Source organism: Gottfriedia sp. ABJ_BB2_2 (assembly GCF_055484705.1).
Genome location: NZ_JBVFKR010000001.1, coordinates 885586 through 903719 on the forward strand (window position 1 = coordinate 885586; position 18134 = coordinate 903719).

The following is an 18134-nucleotide window of genomic DNA, read 5'->3' on the forward strand; positions in this document are numbered from 1 at the left end:
AATGAAGGAAATAGTGTCTAACACCATGTTGTCCTTTCAGTCATATAGAGATAATAGCAATGTTTGGGACAGCCTCGTCACACGTGTAAGTTTTAGTCTTCTTTTATTTCTTCAAGTTTTCTGTAAGATAAAAGTCCAGCATTGATTTCTTCTAGCGCTTTACCTACGAATTTATCAGATACAGGCTTTTCAACTCGTGCATCTTTGTTCACTTGCATTTCACGAGCACGTTTTGATGCTACTGTTACAAGTGTGTATTTTGAATCTAATTTAGTTAATAAACGGTCAATCGAAGGATATAACATAGTTTATTCTGCCTCCATCATTCTTTTATAATAATTTGCAACTCGTTCACGTTTTAAATGTTCACTAATCATGATTGCTTTAATTCGCTCACAAGCTAATTCAACTTGGTCATTTTCTACTACATAATCATAAGCATCCATCATTTCAATTTCTTCTTTAGCTGCATTCATACGATTTAGGATGATGTCTTCAGTTTCTGTACCCCTTGTTACGATACGATTTTGGAGCTCGCTCATACTTGGCGGTGCTAAAAAGATAAAGATCCCTTCTGGGAATGCTTTCTTTACTTGAAGTGCTCCTTGAACTTCAATTTCCAGGAAAATGTCTTTTCCTTCAGTTAAAGTTTTTTCAACGTATTCAATCGGCGTTCCGTAGAAATTACCTACAAATTCTGCCCATTCAAGAAATTTATTTTCTGAAATACGTTGTTGGAAATCTTCTTTCGTTGTAAAGAAATAATCTACACCATGTACTTCCCCTTCACGAGGTTGTCTTGTTGTCATTGAAATACTATATTGTAAGTCTAAATCTTTGTTTTCAAATATAGCTTTTCGTACCGTACCTTTACCTACACCCGATGGACCTGATAGTACGATTAATAAGCCTCTTTCATGTCTCATTACATGACCCTACCCTTCTAATCTATAAACAGTAAATTATTAAAGGTCAATCCATTATATCATCCCAGAGCTTGAGTCAATTCATCCAATTAACTATTCTTCTAATTCCCATTGTTACCGGACATTAGCCTCTATAAACAAATCTTTTACTTCATTTATTCGATATTTTGGACTTGTTCTCTAATTTTTTCAAGATTATTTTTAATTTCAACAACCTGTTTTGATATTTCTAATGAATTTGCTTTAGAACCAATTGTATTGACTTCTCGATTCATTTCTTGAACGACGAAATCCAATTTTCTTCCAATTGATTCCTTCAGTTCTAATGTCTCGCTAAAAAGTTCTAAATGACTTGCTAATCGAACTAACTCTTCAGAAATATCACAACGATCAGCAAATATCATAACCTCTGTTAATAATCTTTGCTCATCTACGTTTGCTAATTCAACATCTGCTAATTTTGCAAGCAATTTTTCACGATGAGATTTAATAACAAGTGGCGCTTGATCTGTAATCTGTTTTTTACATTCCTCAATGGCAGATAGTCTTTCAAGTAAGTCTTTCTTTAATTGACTACCTTCTTTACATTTAGCTTCAAAAAATTGCTCGCAAGCATTTTTTGTCGTCGTTAATAATAATTCTTCGAAATTATCATTTATCTGTTCGACTTCACTTACAGTCGTAACTTCTGGAAGCTTTAATAAATCAATTGGATTATAAATTGACTCTCCAACTGCTAAATTTTCTATCGCTTCCTTATATTGTTTAATTAAGCCTTCATCTATTTGTAATGTACGTTGTAACAAACCTTCAATTGTAACAAAAACTTCAACTCGACCTCGACTAGTATATTCAGAAACGATTTTTTTAATTGAATCTTCATAAGCTAATAATTGTCTTGGCATTCGTACGATCGACTCTAAGTATCGATGATTTACTGCTTTCATTTCAATATGTATTTTGTACTGTTCATTTGACAAAATGGCTTTTCCATACCCTGTCATACTTATAACCATTGTTCCACTTCCAATACAGAAATTTTCTCTTATATTTTAGTATGTATTAACTTTCAAATATGTAAAAGAGAAAAGGTAATAGAGCATACCTCTACTACCTTAAGAGATTATAACATATTTTAAATTTGTAATCCATTTTGTTCATAAATTATTTTTTCTTTTTAAATAATGCCCCTGCTAGCATAAATGTTGGAAGTGCCGAAAGTCCACCGATTAAGATCCAATCCCTTAATTGAATTGGTAAAGTTTTAAAAATCGGTTGAAGAGGCGGATAGTAAATGACAACAAGCATCAATAATACTGAAACAATGACAGCACCAATTAAATACATATTTCCAAATATGTTACGATGGAAAATCGAACGTTCACTTCGGCAATCAAACACATGGATTAACTGTGCTAATACTAAAGTTGCAAAGGCAACAGTTTGAGCGTACGCCAATTGTTCAGGATGTTGATTATATGAAATGATAAACGCGATTAATGTTACAAATCCAATTAAGAATCCTCTAGAAATAATTTTCCAACCTAAACCTCTTGCAAAAATACCTTCAGATAAAGATCTCGGACTCCTTTTCATAACATCATCTTCAGCTGAATCTACTCCAAGTGCCATTGCTGGTAATCCATCTGTTACTAAGTTTACCCATAAGATTTGAACTGGAACTAATGGTAGTGGAAGAGCTAATAGCATTGCAAACAACATAACTAATATTTCTCCGACATTCGAAGCAAGTAAATATCGAATAAACTTACGAATATTACTATAGATATTACGTCCTTCCTTGATTGCTGACTTGATTGTTGCAAAATTATCATCAAGTAAAATTAAAGCCGAAGCCTCTTTCGCTACATCTGTACCTGTAATCCCCATTGAGATACCAATATCTGCAGCTTTTATTGCAGGTGCATCATTTACACCATCGCCCGTCATGGCTACTACATGACCATTTGCTTGAAGCGCCTTAACAATTTTCAATTTATGTTCTGGCGTCACTCGAGCAAAAACGGCAGTATCTTCTACAAATTCTTGAATTTGTTCAACTGATAGCGAATCTAATTCTTTGCCTTCTACTACTTTTCCTGATTCTCTCAAAATTCCTAACTTTCTTGCTATACTAGCTGCAGTCAATTTATGATCCCCAGTAATCATAATCGTTCGGATACCAGCTTCCTTACACTCTTGAACAGCTTGTGCAACTTCCGCTCGTGGCGGATCAATCATACCTTGTAAACCAATGAAAGTTAAATCACTTTCAAGATCTCTATCATTTAATACTGAATTTGATTGAATTGGTTTAAATGCAATCGCAATTGTTCGTAGAGCATTATTAGCATATGAAGCGATTGTATCTTCAACAGCGTTTTGTCTAAATGTATTTAATTGCTCTTCACGTTCATGCCATAAAATAGAGTTACACTTAGAAAGTAAAACATCTGGTGCACCTTTTGTTATGACAAAATGGTCACCTTCACGATTTTTAACAACTACAGTCATCATTTTACGAGTACTATCAAATGGGATTTCATGAATTCTAGTAAAATGACTATTAACATATTCACGGTCTATTCCTGCTTTATATCCAGCTACAACAATGGCACCTTCTGTAGGATCACCATCTAAAACAATTTCTTTTTTCTTTTGAATTAGTTGAGCATCGCTACAAATTGATCCAAAAACTAGGGTTTGAAATAATTGTTTATTTAAAGTTGGATTAACTGTTCGATCTTTATTAGTAAATTTTCCATCAATGACATAACCATTTCCCGAAACTTCGAAGCCAGTTCCTCCAGACCAAATATTTGTGACAGTCATTTTGTTTTCAGTCATCGTCCCTGTTTTATCAGAACAAATGACAGAAGCACATCCTAATGTTTCAACTGCTTGAAGTTTTCTTACAATGGCTTTCTTTTTAATCATTCTCTGCACACCTAGTGACAGAGCTACAGTTACAATTGCAGGAAGTCCTTCAGGTATCGCTGCTACAGCTAAAGACACACCCGCTAAAAACATATGATATAATTCGTTTCCTTGATAAACACCAATAAATACAACTAATGCAGTTAAAAATAATGCAACAACAATTAAAATTTTCCCAAGCTGCTCTAATCTTCTTTGCAATGGTGTTACTGCTGCATCCGTATTTTGCAGCAAATCGGCAATTTGACCCATAGCTGTTTTCATACCTGTTGATACAACGACACCTTTACCATTTCCGCGAGTTACGAGTGTCCCCATAAAGCCCATGTTATCTTGATCACCAATTCCAATTCCTTCAGTTTGAATTGATTCAAACCGTTTTTGGACAGGCAATGATTCTCCTGTTAGTGCTGATTCCTCTATGTATAAACTTGATGCCTCGATAATACGAATATCTGCACCGATTCGATCACCACTAGAAAATTTGATAATATCTCCGACAACTAAATCTTTTGAAGGTAACTTTTTATATTGGCCGTTTCTTAATACTTGAACTTGAGGCGCTGCTAATTCTTTTAAAGCTTCTAATGATTTTTCAGCTTTTGCTTCTTGAAAATAACCTAAGACCCCGTTAATCAACACGATTGCCATAATAGCAACAGCATCGACTACTTCATTTAGAAAGATTGAGATAATTGTTGCACCTAATAATACGTACACCATAAAATCATTGAACTGATTTAAAAATAAAACGAGTTTTGAAGTTTTCTCCGATTCTCTTAGTTCATTTGCTCCAAAAGTTTCTCGTCTTTTTCTTGCCTCCTCATCAGTTAAACCAGAGGAAACGTTCGTATTTGTTACGTTTAGAACTTCTTCCGCTCTCATCCGATAAAAATTCATGTATTGTCACCCCTAATTTTTCCATTAGGTAAGTTGTCCCCCTTACCTCTCATAAAAGCATATTCAGACTCGTCCAAATAAATGATATAATGATGAAAAATAAATCTAGCTCGTACGAATGGAATGAAGTGACAATCGTAGGGTAAATCATGTAAAATTGACTCCTTAAGAAATTTGCTCGGAAATACCTTTTATATAATTGAGAAAAATAACATGAATTTTAGTAGTGTTTGATAGATTAGGAAGTGATGTTATGTCTTTTGATGGACTTTTTACGGGGGCTATGACAAGTGAGGTAGCCACAAAATTAACAACAGGAAGAATTTCAAAAATCGTACAACCAAGTATGTATGAAGTTCTACTAACCATTCGTGCAAATGGTGCAAACTATAAACTTTTATTAAGTGCACATCCAAGTTATGCACGATTCCATATTACAGATCAAAACTATGATACACCTTCAGAACCGCCAATGTTTACGATGGTATTAAGAAAACATTTAAACGGTGGAATCATCGAAAGTATTTCACAAAATGATCGTGAACGAATTGTGAGGATTAAGGTTAGAAGCAGAAATGAAATTGGGGACGAGCAATTTCGTACACTCATTATCGAATTAATGGGAAGACATAGTAATATTATTTTGCTTGATGATGAAAGACAGATTATTTTAGACAGTATTAAACATGTACCGATGGCCGTTAACAGACATCGAATCATTCAACCTGGCTCTAGTTATATTTTACCACCTAAACAAGAAAAACAAGATCCATTTGCTCAAATGACTGAGGCAGATTTCAATCATATCATATCAACTGAGGACCAACCGACTGCTCAAGTACTTGTACAACAGTTTGCTGGTATATCTCCATTATTTGCTAATGAGGTCGTTTATCGAAATAAAGATAACGTATTTGAATCATTCGTTTCTTTAATAGATGAAATACAGGAACAGAAGTATACTCCTTCTTTATACCGTTTCCAGTCAAAAGAGCAATTTTATTTTATTGAAATGAAACATTTGAATGGAGAAAAGACATCCTTCTCTAGCTTAAGTGAATTATTAGATGTCTTTTACTTTGGAAAAGCAGAACGGGACAGAGTAAAGCAGCAAAGTGGAGATTTAGAAAAACTATTACAAAATGAACTATCCAAAAACAAGAAAAAATTAAAGAAGCTTGAAAGAAGTTTACTAGATACTGAAAAAGCAGATGCAATTCAATTACAAGGTGAATTAATTACAGCTAATATGTTTGCCCTAAAAAAAGGAATGACAGAAGTAGAAGTCGTGAATTATTATGATGAAAACGGTGGAACGATTATGATTCCATTATCTCCATTAAAAACGCCTTCTGAAAATGCGCAATCTTATTTTACAAAATACACGAAATTAAAAAATTCAGTCGCTCATATACATGAGCAAATAAAGCTTACTGTTGAGGAAAATGATTATTTAGAAACAGTCCTACAGCAAATCGAATCCGCTTCACCACGTGATTTAGAAGAAATTCGAGAAGAATTAGCTGAAACAGGTTATGTTAGAAAGAAAAAATCAAAAAAACCCCAAAAGAATAACAAACAAAAAGTAACACTTGATGAATATGTATCAACTACCGGTGAGCTACTATTAGTCGGTAAAAACAATAAACAAAATGATTACTTAACGAATAAGCTTGCTAGTAGAGACGAACTTTGGTTCCACACAAAGGATATTCCGGGTTCTCACGTAGTGATTCGTGCAAAAGAACCTAGTGAAACTGCAATCAAAGAAGCAGCGATTATAGCGGCATACTTTAGTAAAGCTCGCCAATCCAGTTCAGTTCCAGTCGACTACACAGAAATTCGCCATGTAAAGAAACCAAATGGCTCAAAACCAGGATTCGTTATTTACGAACAAAACAACACCTTATATGTTACACCTGATGAAGAGCTAGTATTAAAATTACGTAAATAAGAATAATACCCAATCTTTTGTAACATACAAAAGCAACTACTTTTCAATTAGAGTAGTTGCTATTTTTTTTGATCCACCAATTTTTTTGTATTGCCAAGGAAACATTGTTCTAAAAAAAAGTGTATCTTTGATTTCCGCTTCAGGATGCTCGCTTTCCGTGGGGCGTGCGCTGAGCCTCCTCGTCGCATTCGCGCTTGTGGGGTCTCACCTATCCCGCTACTCCCACAGGAGTCGAGCACCTTTCACTTCAATCATTTTCCACAATTAACCAAGTTTTCCGTAAACGAATTTTTCCACGTTTGCGTATCATTCGTCATCCTTTATCCGTAAATATTACTAAAGAAAGTAAAGTTGAGAATTTCTAAATCATAAATATTCAATTTTTAATAATTTTCGTTAATTCTTATCTCGTGGAAAGTATAAATCTCTTAGTGTACTTTAATGCATAGATAATTTGGGTTACCATTTATCCTATTCTTCCTATGGTCACCTATATTTTGAGGTGGCTTTTCTATTACAATGATTTCTCTTTATTTTCATCTTCCTCTTTTACTAGTAATGAAGCAATGAACAGAATAACACCTAATGCAAAACCGATGAATAAATTCATAAAGAATTCATCTTCTTTAACATATTTTATTAACGAAATTGCCCCAAATAAAAACATAACACTAACCCCAAAGTATCTTAATACGTCTTTAACTTTCATGATTTAACTCAACTCCTTGATCCTTTACTTAATGACAGTCAATCCTTCGTAATAACTCTATTTCATTTTATGATGACCAGTTAAATATAAACTCTGTTAATGTATGAACACTTTAATCAAACCGTTTTTAAATCATTTTGTTAAATGTTAATATTCATATTATTTATACAAATATAATAATTGGAACTTTAATAAATATGTTGTTTCCTTGTAATTATTACTATAGAATGATGTTTATTCTAAATATAAATCTCTTTATTTATTATCCTTGTATAATATCAGTTAAGAAGGTCTGATCGTTTCTACCTGGCAGCCAAAATGCCCGACTACAAGGAAGTATGACTAGAATTGAGCAAAAATAGAAATAATGCTAATATAAGAATCCTTGCTTTTCATTTTTTTAGTTAAGGATTCAATTATATTGTATGTTTAAACTAACTAAGCTCTTATTTTTCGTACTTTCTGTCTTGGGGCTGAAGGTGTGAAAAATAAGAGCTTTTTATTTTGGAAATCATATAAATCATCAGGAGTTGGTGTCGTGTTCTTTTTATTAAATTTACTAGGAGTATTAGTTGTAATCGGTCTTATTTTCTTATGTTCTCCTAATAAGAGAAATGTGAAATGGAAGTCCATCTTCATTTTACTAATTGTAGAATTCCTTATTACTTGGTTCATGTTAGAAACAAAAATCGGAACATGGACAATTAATAAAATTGCATCCTTTTTCACTTGGTTAATTGCATGTGCAAATGATGGAATTTCGTTCGCATTCCCGTCTGTTATGGCTAATGAACATGTCGACTTTTTCTTTAGTGCATTACTGCCAATTATTTTCATTATTACCTTCTTTGACATTTTATCATATTTCGGTATTTTAACCTGGATTATTGATAAAGTTGGCTGGGTTATTTCAAAAATATCTGGATTACCGAAGTTAGAGAGTTTCTTTTCAATTCAAATGATGTTTCTTGGAAATACCGAGGCTTTAGCTGTTATCCGTCAACAATTAATCGTTTTAAAAGAAAATCGTTTATTGACATTTGGCATTATGAGTATGAGTAGTATTAGTGGTTCAATTATCGGTGCCTATTTAACGATGGTACCTGCTACTTATGTATTTGCTGCAATACCTTTAAATTGTTTAAATGCGCTATTAATAGCAAGTATGTTAAATCCAGTTGAAGTTAGTAAAGAAGAGGATGTAGTGTACGTCCCTACGAAAGAAGAGAAAAAAGATTTCTTCTCAACGATCTCAAATAGTATGATAGTTGGAATGAATATGGTCATCGTTATATTAGCGATGGTAATTGGATATGTAGCCCTAACTACACTTCTGAATGGCTTCTTAGGTTTCTTTGTATCTGGATTAACGATACAAAAAATCTTCTCATATATATTTAGTCCTTTCGCATTCTTATTAGGACTAACTGGACAAGACGCTATGTATGTTGCACAATTAATGGGAATCAAGCTTGCCACAAATGAATTTGTCGCAATGATGGATTTAAAAGAAAATATAAATGGACTAGCTCCACATACTGTAGCAGTTGCTACAACTTTCTTAACATCATTTGCTAATTTTAGTACTGTCGGAATGATTTATGGCACATTTAATTCAATATTAGGTGAAGATAAATCATCGAGTATTGGTAAGAATGTTTGGAAGCTACTAGTAAGTGGTATTGGAGTTTCGATGCTTAGTGCCATGATTGTAGGTTTATTTGTTTGGTAATATAAATAAAATAGAAAAAGAAGTAGTGATTATCACTACTTCTTTTTTTATTCTTTCATCACAGAATATATATCAAAAACAGTAAACAACAAAAAAGATAAGCTTAAAAAGCTTATCCTTTAGTTTGAAGAATGTTCAATGCATACTTCATCTTTTCGATATAATCTTGATTATCGTCTGAGCACATGAACTTAATCGTTGATTCACCAGAATCATTTAATTGATTTGAAGGACTTAATAATTGAATTAGTCTTTTAACTGTACCCGCACTTCCATCAACTATATGCACATCTTCCGGTAGAATTTTCTTTAATATCTCTTTATAAAATGGATAATGTGTACATCCAAGTACAACAGTTCCATATAAATTAATATCAAATGATGCAAACTTACTCTTAAAATAGTCAATCATTGGAGCATCTTCAAAATTTAATTCTTCACAATAACGAACTAATTCTGGTAATGGTAATGAGTCGACAATACTTTGATCATCAATTCTTGAAACTAACTCATGATACTTTGTTTGCTTTAAAGTAAGTGGTGTTGCAAGAACTAACACTCTTTTACCTGTTGAACGATTCATCTCAATAGCTGGTTTTACAGCCGGTTCCATGCCGATAATTGGAAAGTCATAGTTTGATCTTAAATCCGAAACTGCAATACTAGTAGCTGTATTACATGCTATTACAAGTGCTTTTACATCTTCTTTTACAATTCTTTCTACTGATTGTTTTACAAATGAACTAACTTCTTCCTTTGATTTCGTACCATAAGGAACATGAAGAGTATCTGCAAAATATAAAAATTCTTCATTTGGTAACTGATTAATGGCTTCGTTTAATACAGTTAACCCACCCATTCCCGAGTCAAAAAATGCAATTTTCATTTTGTTCACCTAATAATTTTTATTTAATGTAGTCATTATCAAGCAGTCTAACATACCATTAAGATTTAGTTTAGACATACTCATTTAAACTATCTAATAATAAATTAACCTAATTAAGCATGAAAGTAAATTTTTCAGAAAAATATTACATTCAATTTAACAGTTGGACATAGGCTTTTTAATACTGCATGTTCTATTTTGAATGGCTGTTCTCGTATACATTGCTGCTATTTAAGATACCGTTAGTTGATTTCACCCCAGGTTGCTCCCTTTCCGTGGGGCGTGAGCTGAGCCTCCTCGGTGCCTTCCGGGGTCTCACCTATCCCGCATCTCCCATAGGAGTCTCACACCTTCCATTATAATCAACGTTTTTCTTTGTCATTTTAAATCCAAAAAGCAACAATCATTTAGAAAACATCCTTTTGAAAAAACATATTTTTCTTTATCTACTTATTTATTCCATCCTATCCGCTGATGGTACTTTCTGAAATAAAATAACATGAATAGACCTAATATCATATTACAATCATTATGAAATATTTATATAATAATAGATATAGTTAACTAATATAAAAAGTTAAGGTGGTAAGTACATTGCAAGTAGAGTCTCTTAAAATTTTTGATGAATTGGGAAACCATATTGGTGAAGCAACACGAGACGAAGTACATAAAAATGGATATTGGCATGAAACATTTCATTGTTGGTTAATGAGTATTGAAAACGACATTCCAATGATCTATTTTCAAAAAAGAAGTCAAACAAAAAAAGATTTTCCAAATTTACTAGACATCACTGCCGCTGGCCATCTATTAGCACACGAGACAGTTTCTGATGGAATTAGAGAAGTTCATGAAGAACTAGGCATTGTAGTCAATATAGAAGAAGTCATACCGCTTGGTATTATAAAGAATTCTATTGAATTGAAAAACTTCCATGATTATGAACTAAGTCATGTTTTTTTACTAAAAAGGAATGAACCGTTTACAAAATTTAATCTACAAAAAGAAGAAGTTTCTGGTATTGTGAAAGCAAATTTTAATGAATATTATGATTTTGCATATGGACTAAGTCAATCCATAGAAGTTGAAGGCTTCGAAGTGAATGAGCTAGATGAAAAAATTACAGTACGCAAAACAGTCAATAAAGAGCACTTTGTCATCCATGAAAACAATTACCTATTTAATGTGCTTGAACTGTTGAAACAGCATGTGTAGCAAGTATCAATAAAAAAGGGGAACTTCAACTGATGAAGTCCCCTTTTTACTTTTGCTTTTTTAGGAATTAAATTGAATGGTGATTAAACTCATCAACAACAAAATTACTGGTGTTACAATTAGTAATTTTCTTAAAATTAAAGGCTTTACATAGTCGCCAAGTAAGAATGACCAACTACTTAATAAAAGCATAAAAAAAGTAGAATTTAATATTACATGACCATAAAATATACTCGTCAACACAAATGCAAAAAGAAGTGAAAAAAGTATTACATGGATTTTATAGCTCCAATTTGTAAAAGTAATGGAAAAAATATAATAAATTAAGTAAGATATGAGCGAAAAAATATAAATGAAAGGGATACTGAATATGATGACAAATAATAAACTATAAACAATACTGTCTATTCCAACTAAATTGCCAATTCCAATTAAACTACGTGATGTAGGATTATCAAGAACATAATAATCAAATACAAATAATAAAATATTAATTCCTAAAAATATAATACTTGAAATGGATGAACTAATTAAGAATTGATAAACTTTTAACTTATTTTGAGCCATCCCATTTATCCCTTCTCTTATTTATCTACTGTATATAATAAATAACCCCTGCGATTAAAAATGAAATAATTCCTATCAATCCTGTCCATAATGAAAATTTTAAATTTGAGCTCCGATCGTCTTTTGTTTGTGTATAAAAGTTAGCTCGTTGTTGTTCGCCACTAGTAAAAACACCTAATGTTATTCCTGATAATAGAAATCCAATGATCCCTATCATAATAAATAGATTCAGTATTTCCATTCTAACCCTCACCCTTTTGGTAAAATTTCCCATATAAATATAATATTCTTCATTGTTTTTATTAGTCCTTTAAAATTAGTGGTAAACTAATCATGACTTATCACTTACTTCTAGTAGAACACTATAGATGGACTAAGAGGTTTATATTCATACTTTCTTTTAGAGATAAAAAAACAGCTCAAATTACGAATTTGAACTGTTTTTACAATTTACTATTAAATTGGCATTTGTTCTTTGATTACCCTTTACTATTAACCTAATGGATTTTCTCCAAATCTTGCCCATAATTTCGGAAACATATTTTCTAAATCATCTGTATCTTCTTCCCAATCAAATTCAAAGTCGACAGCGGGCTTTAGACCTTTTTTGTCGAGTTTTTCTAACATTTCATCGTGAATGTCATCATCCCATTCTGTATCACCAGTCTTTTTGAATGTATAAGCATCTAAGCCGACTGACAGTAACTCTTCATTTTGTGGATAACCCTCTTCATCTAGATTTTCCTCACGTATGTATGTTGCAAGATACTCGTGATTTTCTACAACCTTTAGATATATTTCCTCACCTTGACCAATTAACCAGCCCCTGAAATAATCAAATGCATCATCAGAGCATCCACCCATTAGAATATAAGCTGCACCCCATAAGTGAGATTGGTAACTTTCATTCATGAAACTTTCAAAATAGAATTCAAACTCTAATATTTCATTTGATTCTTTATGAGATAATACCTCTGTTAACCATTCTGCTTGATTCTCGAATTTCTTTGATTCTTCTATTAAACGCCAAAATTCTTTTTTGTCCAAGGTATTCCCTCCAATATAAATTACATAAAAAAATTCACTACTAATATTTTAGCATAAATAAATGTCTTCTTTTCATTATTACAAAACCACAATCATAACAATCTTTTAGAACAAGCCTATTAAAAAAGTAAACCCCAATCATCCGACTAGGGTTTACTTTTTTACTTTATATCTTTACTAAAAGCATATGATAATTTACGAAACTCCATTTTCTCTTCATAAAAACGATGGGCATCAATTCTTTGTAAGCCTGACTGAAGTGATACAAGTTCGCAGCCGTTTTCCTTCCCGAATTCATGTATATAATCTAGTAGCTGTTTGCCGTATCCATTTGAACGACGATTCTGATCTGACACTAAATCATAGACAAAAACATGCTTCCCATTGTAGAAATTCGTCACAATAATGATTCCTGCTACTGCTACAGTTTGACCATGATCTTCTAATCCAATTAGCTTGTAGCCTTCCTTTTCCATTTCCTCATAAAGCCCCAAGAATGATTCTTCGTTCAAATGTGTACGAAGCTGTTTTAAAACTTGAAAACCTTTCAGTAATTCTTCCTTTGATTCATAGTGATGAATAGAAATCTTAGCATTCATCCAAGTACCCCTTTCACATTTACATGATTTTTAAAAACTCATTACATTTTCACCTGTTTCAGCCTCACGTTTAAATAACCTAGAATATACTCCATCTATTTCCAATAACGTATGATGCGTACCCTCTTCAACAACGATACCGTTTTCTAAAACGACAATACGATCCGCTGTTAAAACAGTTGATAGGCGGTGGGAAATAACAATTACCGATTGTTTTGATTTTCTTTTTTGAATTGCTTCGTTTATTTGTAATTCTGTAATAGGGTCTAGAGCTGAGCTTGCTTCATCTAAAATCAAGATTGGTGAATTTTTGACGAGTGCTCTAGCTAAAGATAAACGTTGCTTTTGACCACCCGAAAGTAGTGCTCCTCTTTCTCCGATTGAAGACTGTAAACCATCTGGTAGTGAATCATAATAATCAGATAAGCCACTATCTCTTAAAGCTTGGATTAGCTCTACATCAGTCGCCTTTTCATTTCCAATTTTTATATTGTCTGCTAGGCTACCATTTCTTAACTGTACATCCTGTGAGACATAGGAAATTGAGTCTCTGACCCATTTGGCATTTGATTGTTCGATTGATAATCCATCTATGTCGATCGTACCACTATTTAATGGATATAAACCAAGTAATAAATCTACAATTGTTGACTTACCTGCACCACTAGGTCCTACAATCGCAACTGCCTCTCCAGGCTTTACTTTAAATGTTAAACCATTTAGTACAAGGTCTTCTTTATTTGGATAGCCGAATTTTACATCTTTAAATTCGATTAAACCATTCACAACATCCAGCTTTTTTCCCACTTGAACTTCAAAAGCAGACGTTGGCTCAGCTAATAATTTTTCGGAACGATCAAGTGCTGGACCAGTTCGTCTAACAGATAACCAGTTTCGTAACATTCTTTGAATTTCATTCGCAGCAATGGTAACTAACCCGCCTGCTGTTAGCATTTGTCCACTTGTTATTTGTTCATTTGATATTAATAAAACACTTATGAAATAAACAGAAGCTAAAGCGAAGCCATTGTAGCTTCCGATGACAACAATTGATTGCATTCTTGCTTTTAACTCAATGATTGATTCTTTGACAAATGATTTTCGAATAGCTGCTACACTTTGAATCTCATAATCTGTTGCACCTAGAATTCTAGAAAGCTGGATCCCTGTTACAGACTCACGAAGTCTTTCTAAATAACGTGACGCTTCTTCTCTGGCTCTTGCAGATGCATTCCTTGTTCTAGCCCCTACTTTATTTGATGTCCAGTAAAACAATACTCCTAAAACAACACTTGTTACCATTAAGTATGGGTGAATCCATAATAATACAACACTATAAATGACAACCCCTTGAACGGATGCCATAAAAGTAGAACCTTCCCATGCTAAGAAATTATGAAGTGTATCTGGATCATCTGATACCCTAGCTAATAATTCTCCAGATTTCGATTGATGAAAATAAGAATACGGTAAAATTTGCAAATGCTTAAATAAGCGTAATTTTTGCCAGTTTGTAACTGACTTTGCTACATGGTGGCAAAAATACTCGTCGATTACCATTAAAATTAAATCAAGTATTGCTGCAAAAACAAGTAACCACATTAATCCCCAAAGTAATGCATTTTCATGATTTGGAATGATATGATCTACTAACCATCCCATACCTAAAGTCGGGATTAAAGCTGCACAAATTTGACTTAAAGCAATGACGAATGAATCCGCAAATACCCATTTTTTATGAGGTATTAGAAAGTTAATAACTCTTTTTCCATCACCTATTTTTTTTGTTTTATTTTGGTTCATACAGCACTCTCCTTATCTAGCTCACTGTATTGTGCCATATATAGTTGATAATATTGTCCTTTTAATGAAAGTAATTCTTCATGAGTTCCTTGTTCAGCAATTAAGCCCTTGTCTAATAACAAGATACAATCTGCATCCTTTACTGTAACGAGTCTATGAGCAATCGTAATTGTCGTTCTTCCTGGTATTAACTTCTCAAGGGAATATTGTACCTTCTCTTCTGTTTCTCCATCTAAAGATGATGTTGCTTCATCAAATATCAAAACAGGTGGATGTCTTAAAATTGCTCGTGCTAATGCTACACGTTGTCTTTGACCTCCTGAAAGCTTTAAACCTCGTTCTCCAACAATTGTCTCAAATCCTTCTGGCAATGAATCTATTAAATCATTTAAATCAGCAGCTTCTACTGCTAGTCGTAATTCTCCATCAGTAGCATCTGGTTTGGCATATAATAAATTTTGTTTCAGTGTACTATTCAATAAGAATGTTTCCTGAGAAACAACTCCTACATTTTGGCGTAATGTTTGAAAATCATGTTTTGATAAATCTTTTTGATCAACAAATATTGATCCCGATGTTGGCTCGTATAATCCTAATAATAATTGGATTAATGTACTTTTCCCCCCACCACTTGATCCAACTATTCCAATATGCTGCCCTGACTTTATTGAAAAAGATACACCTTTCAACACTTCTTCAGTGGCATTTGGATATGTAAAACGGATATTATTAACATCGATATCACCTTTTACGTTTTCGAAAATAGGGTATGAGTCAGATTGCTCTGATGGTAAATCAAAATACTCATAAATACGCTCAAGGGCCGGAATTGCTTGTTGAATTGTTAATGCATTTTCAGCTAGAGAACGAACCGGCATAAACATTGTCGGAATAAACGCTAATACTGCTATTAATGTCCCTATCGAAATTTCATCTTGCCAAACTGAATATCCTCCAACCAACATGATGACTCCGGGTGCACCATTATTAAAAACATTACCTAATCGCCAATTAAATTTACCAAAAAGCGCCAATCGGATTGCAAAGCTCTTCCATATTGAAAGCTTTTCCTCTAAGCGTTTATTTTCTTGTTCCTGTGTTTGAAATGTACGCACAAGTCTAACTGATTCAATACTTTCTTGTGTATGATTATATAAATCAGCACTCATATCTCGTGAAATGGCACCCATTTTCCGTACTTTTGTCCCAATCATAAATGAAGGTACTAAATAAATTGCAAAAACAATCAGCATGATCACAGCAGCTGGCCAATATAAAGGAAATACTGCAACAAATGCTGCAATCGCTGCGATCACTTGTTGTATAAATCGCGGAACAACAGTATTATTCAGATTTTGAACAGATTCTACATCATGTGTTAATCGAAATAGCATATCTCCACGAGGTGATGTTGAAAAAAATGACATTGGTGCTTTTTGAAGCTTTTTAAAAGCACGTAATTGCATATCACTAATGACATCGAGACCAATCTTCACTTGAATAAATTCCTGTAGAGATTCAAATATAACCTTACATAAAAATGCCAACATGATTCCAAATATTAAATAGAAAAGAACTTGTGAATTAGCATTTCCTAATAATTCATCCACGACTTTTCCAGTTAAAATTGGTGGAATAACTGCAAAAGCTCCGGCAATTAAAGAACTACCAAAAGCAAGGAGTAAAATTTTCCAATAAGGTTTAAAGTGATTAAGTGTTTCAATTAAAATCTTCATATATTCCCCCCTAACTTGTAACATTTTACATTATTTTCTAATTATTTTCATTATTAAAAAAGAATTGAATTGACTAATAACTGAAAATATAGGTAAATCTTTAATTATTCATTTCTACAATTTCTAATGTTGCTACCGATATCCTTGCCTCTCCTCTTTCTTACTTTACTCCCCACCGATTTTTTTTTCTTCATCAAAAAGATAGAAATTTACTACTCGTTTAGTCGTAATATACATAAAAAAATCTACAACTTTTGTCGTAGATTTGTTAAGAATGTTTATGTTGTTTATAAGGAGTTATAACAGTCATTATGTTTGTTTTACGTTTTTAAGCATCTCGTTTAAAAATTGTTCCGATTGACCTTTAGGAATACTTAAACTCTCAAACTGTTCATTTTTAACTTGTTTTCCAACATAAACAATTTGACCAATATGATAACCATAATGACTGATTTGTCTATGTATTGCTTGAAGTACAAAATGAGCTTCTCCTCTTATTGTGATTGTTTTTAGAATGTCCTCCTCTTTTAAAATTTTTATGGTCGAGAGTACTACATTCCATCCTTTTTCCCAAGCTGCTAGTAATTCTTCTTTTGAAGAATAAGTTCCTTCAAATTCCTCATCTCGATTACGCCAAGTTTTTTCTCCATCTGAAGTCAAGAAATCTGTCCATCTTGAAATCATATTTCCACTTAGATGTTTAACGATAACAGCAATACTATTCGATTCACTAGAGGGCTTCCAAACTAGTTCTTCATATGACAATTGCTTCATCGCAAGATCACCTAGTTTTTTAATGCCCTGAAATTCTTTTAAACTATTTTGTAAGAACAGCTCTTCTACTGACAATCAAATCCCCCCTGAAATAGATATATTAACAATTATATGAATAACAAAAAAATTATATTTTAGCACTGTTCAGACATTCCAAAGTAATTAATTTACAAAAAGCACGCATGTTTTTATTTTATCGAATAGCTCTGTTAATTTTAATTGTTGATTTTAGCAAATGCCTATAGCGTATGAAAAGAGAAACGTAAGTTAGAGATTGATTGGAATGGAAGGTACGAAGACTCCTATGGGAGATGCGGGAAGCTTGAGACCCCGCAGGAGGCCCACAGGA

General features: G+C 32.9%; 16 protein-coding genes and 1 riboswitch. Of the genes, 3 read left to right on the plus strand and 13 right to left on the minus strand.

The genetic code is table 11. The features are described from left to right. Window positions 1–92: 92 nt before the first annotated feature. From rpoZ to ACX6U0_RS04500, 4 genes are all read right to left on the minus strand, one after another. On the minus strand, window positions 93–305 hold the full coding sequence (gene rpoZ, locus ACX6U0_RS04485) for a DNA-directed RNA polymerase subunit omega (protein WP_088000338.1): 213 nt from the start codon (window positions 303–305) through the stop codon (window positions 93–95). Window positions 306–308: 3 nt separating this feature from the next. Continuing rightward, window positions 309–926, minus strand: coding sequence for a guanylate kinase (gene gmk, locus ACX6U0_RS04490; protein WP_464958777.1), 618 nt, complete (start codon window positions 924–926; stop codon window positions 309–311). A gap of 155 nt (window positions 927–1081) precedes the next feature. After that, on the minus strand, window positions 1082–1942 hold the full coding sequence (locus ACX6U0_RS04495) for a YicC/YloC family endoribonuclease (RefSeq protein WP_464958778.1): 861 nt from the start codon (window positions 1940–1942) through the stop codon (window positions 1082–1084). Window positions 1943–2090: 148 nt separating this feature from the next. After that, the gene (locus ACX6U0_RS04500; protein WP_464958779.1) at window positions 2091–4763 is read right to left on the minus strand and encodes a cation-translocating P-type ATPase; all 2673 of its coding nucleotides are present in this window, start codon (window positions 4761–4763) and stop codon (window positions 2091–2093) included. A gap of 253 nt (window positions 4764–5016) precedes the next feature. On the opposite strand from ACX6U0_RS04500, the gene ACX6U0_RS04505 reads away from it, so the two are divergent. Next, window positions 5017–6717, plus strand: a complete 1701-nt coding sequence (locus tag ACX6U0_RS04505; RefSeq protein ID WP_464958780.1) for an Rqc2 family fibronectin-binding protein — start codon at window positions 5017–5019, stop codon at window positions 6715–6717. Window positions 6718–7231: 514 nt separating this feature from the next. Here the strand turns inward: ACX6U0_RS04505 and ACX6U0_RS04510 are convergent. Beyond that, window positions 7232–7426, minus strand: coding sequence for a hypothetical protein (locus tag ACX6U0_RS04510; protein ID WP_464958781.1), 195 nt, complete (start codon window positions 7424–7426; stop codon window positions 7232–7234). Window positions 7427–7674: 248 nt separating this feature from the next. Beyond that, window positions 7675–7775: riboswitch (purine riboswitch) on the plus strand. A gap of 189 nt (window positions 7776–7964) precedes the next feature. Between ACX6U0_RS04510 and ACX6U0_RS04515 the strand changes: the two genes are divergently transcribed. After that, on the plus strand, window positions 7965–9158 hold the full coding sequence (locus tag ACX6U0_RS04515) for a nucleoside transporter C-terminal domain-containing protein (RefSeq protein ID WP_464958881.1): 1194 nt from the start codon (window positions 7965–7967) through the stop codon (window positions 9156–9158). 112 nt (window positions 9159–9270) lie between these two features. On the opposite strand, the gene murI is transcribed toward ACX6U0_RS04515, so the two are convergent. After that, the gene (gene murI, locus ACX6U0_RS04520; RefSeq protein ID WP_464958782.1) at window positions 9271–10044 is read right to left on the minus strand and encodes a glutamate racemase; all 774 of its coding nucleotides are present in this window, start codon (window positions 10042–10044) and stop codon (window positions 9271–9273) included. Window positions 10045–10638: 594 nt separating this feature from the next. On the opposite strand from murI, the gene ACX6U0_RS04525 reads away from it, so the two are divergent. Continuing rightward, entirely contained in the window at window positions 10639–11259 is a 621-nt protein-coding gene (locus tag ACX6U0_RS04525) for an NUDIX hydrolase (protein ID WP_464958783.1), read from the plus strand. A gap of 60 nt (window positions 11260–11319) precedes the next feature. On the opposite strand, the gene ACX6U0_RS04530 is transcribed toward ACX6U0_RS04525, so the two are convergent. From ACX6U0_RS04530 to ACX6U0_RS04560, 7 genes are all read right to left on the minus strand, one after another. After that, window positions 11320–11826, minus strand: a complete 507-nt coding sequence (locus ACX6U0_RS04530) for a hypothetical protein (RefSeq protein ID WP_464958784.1) — start codon at window positions 11824–11826, stop codon at window positions 11320–11322. A 25-nt stretch (window positions 11827–11851) separates the two neighbouring features. Then, entirely contained in the window at window positions 11852–12067 is a 216-nt protein-coding gene (locus tag ACX6U0_RS04535) for a DUF5316 family protein (protein WP_464958785.1), read from the minus strand. A gap of 251 nt (window positions 12068–12318) precedes the next feature. Then, window positions 12319–12873, minus strand: a complete 555-nt coding sequence (locus ACX6U0_RS04540) for a DUF4240 domain-containing protein (protein WP_464958786.1) — start codon at window positions 12871–12873, stop codon at window positions 12319–12321. Window positions 12874–13034: 161 nt separating this feature from the next. After that, the gene (locus tag ACX6U0_RS04545; protein ID WP_464958787.1) at window positions 13035–13472 is read right to left on the minus strand and encodes a GNAT family N-acetyltransferase; all 438 of its coding nucleotides are present in this window, start codon (window positions 13470–13472) and stop codon (window positions 13035–13037) included. A gap of 30 nt (window positions 13473–13502) precedes the next feature. Continuing rightward, window positions 13503–15275 (minus strand): ABC transporter ATP-binding protein, encoded by a 1773-nt coding sequence (locus tag ACX6U0_RS04550; protein ID WP_464958788.1) that lies wholly within the window; start codon window positions 15273–15275, stop codon window positions 13503–13505. Continuing rightward, on the minus strand, window positions 15272–17011 hold the full coding sequence (locus ACX6U0_RS04555) for an ABC transporter ATP-binding protein (RefSeq protein ID WP_464958789.1): 1740 nt from the start codon (window positions 17009–17011) through the stop codon (window positions 15272–15274). The genes ACX6U0_RS04550 and ACX6U0_RS04555 overlap by 4 nt, the downstream gene beginning before the upstream one ends. A gap of 309 nt (window positions 17012–17320) precedes the next feature. After that, window positions 17321–17860, minus strand: a complete 540-nt coding sequence (locus ACX6U0_RS04560; protein WP_464958790.1) for a DUF1572 family protein — start codon at window positions 17858–17860, stop codon at window positions 17321–17323. Between the last annotated feature and the right edge of the window lie 274 nt (window positions 17861–18134).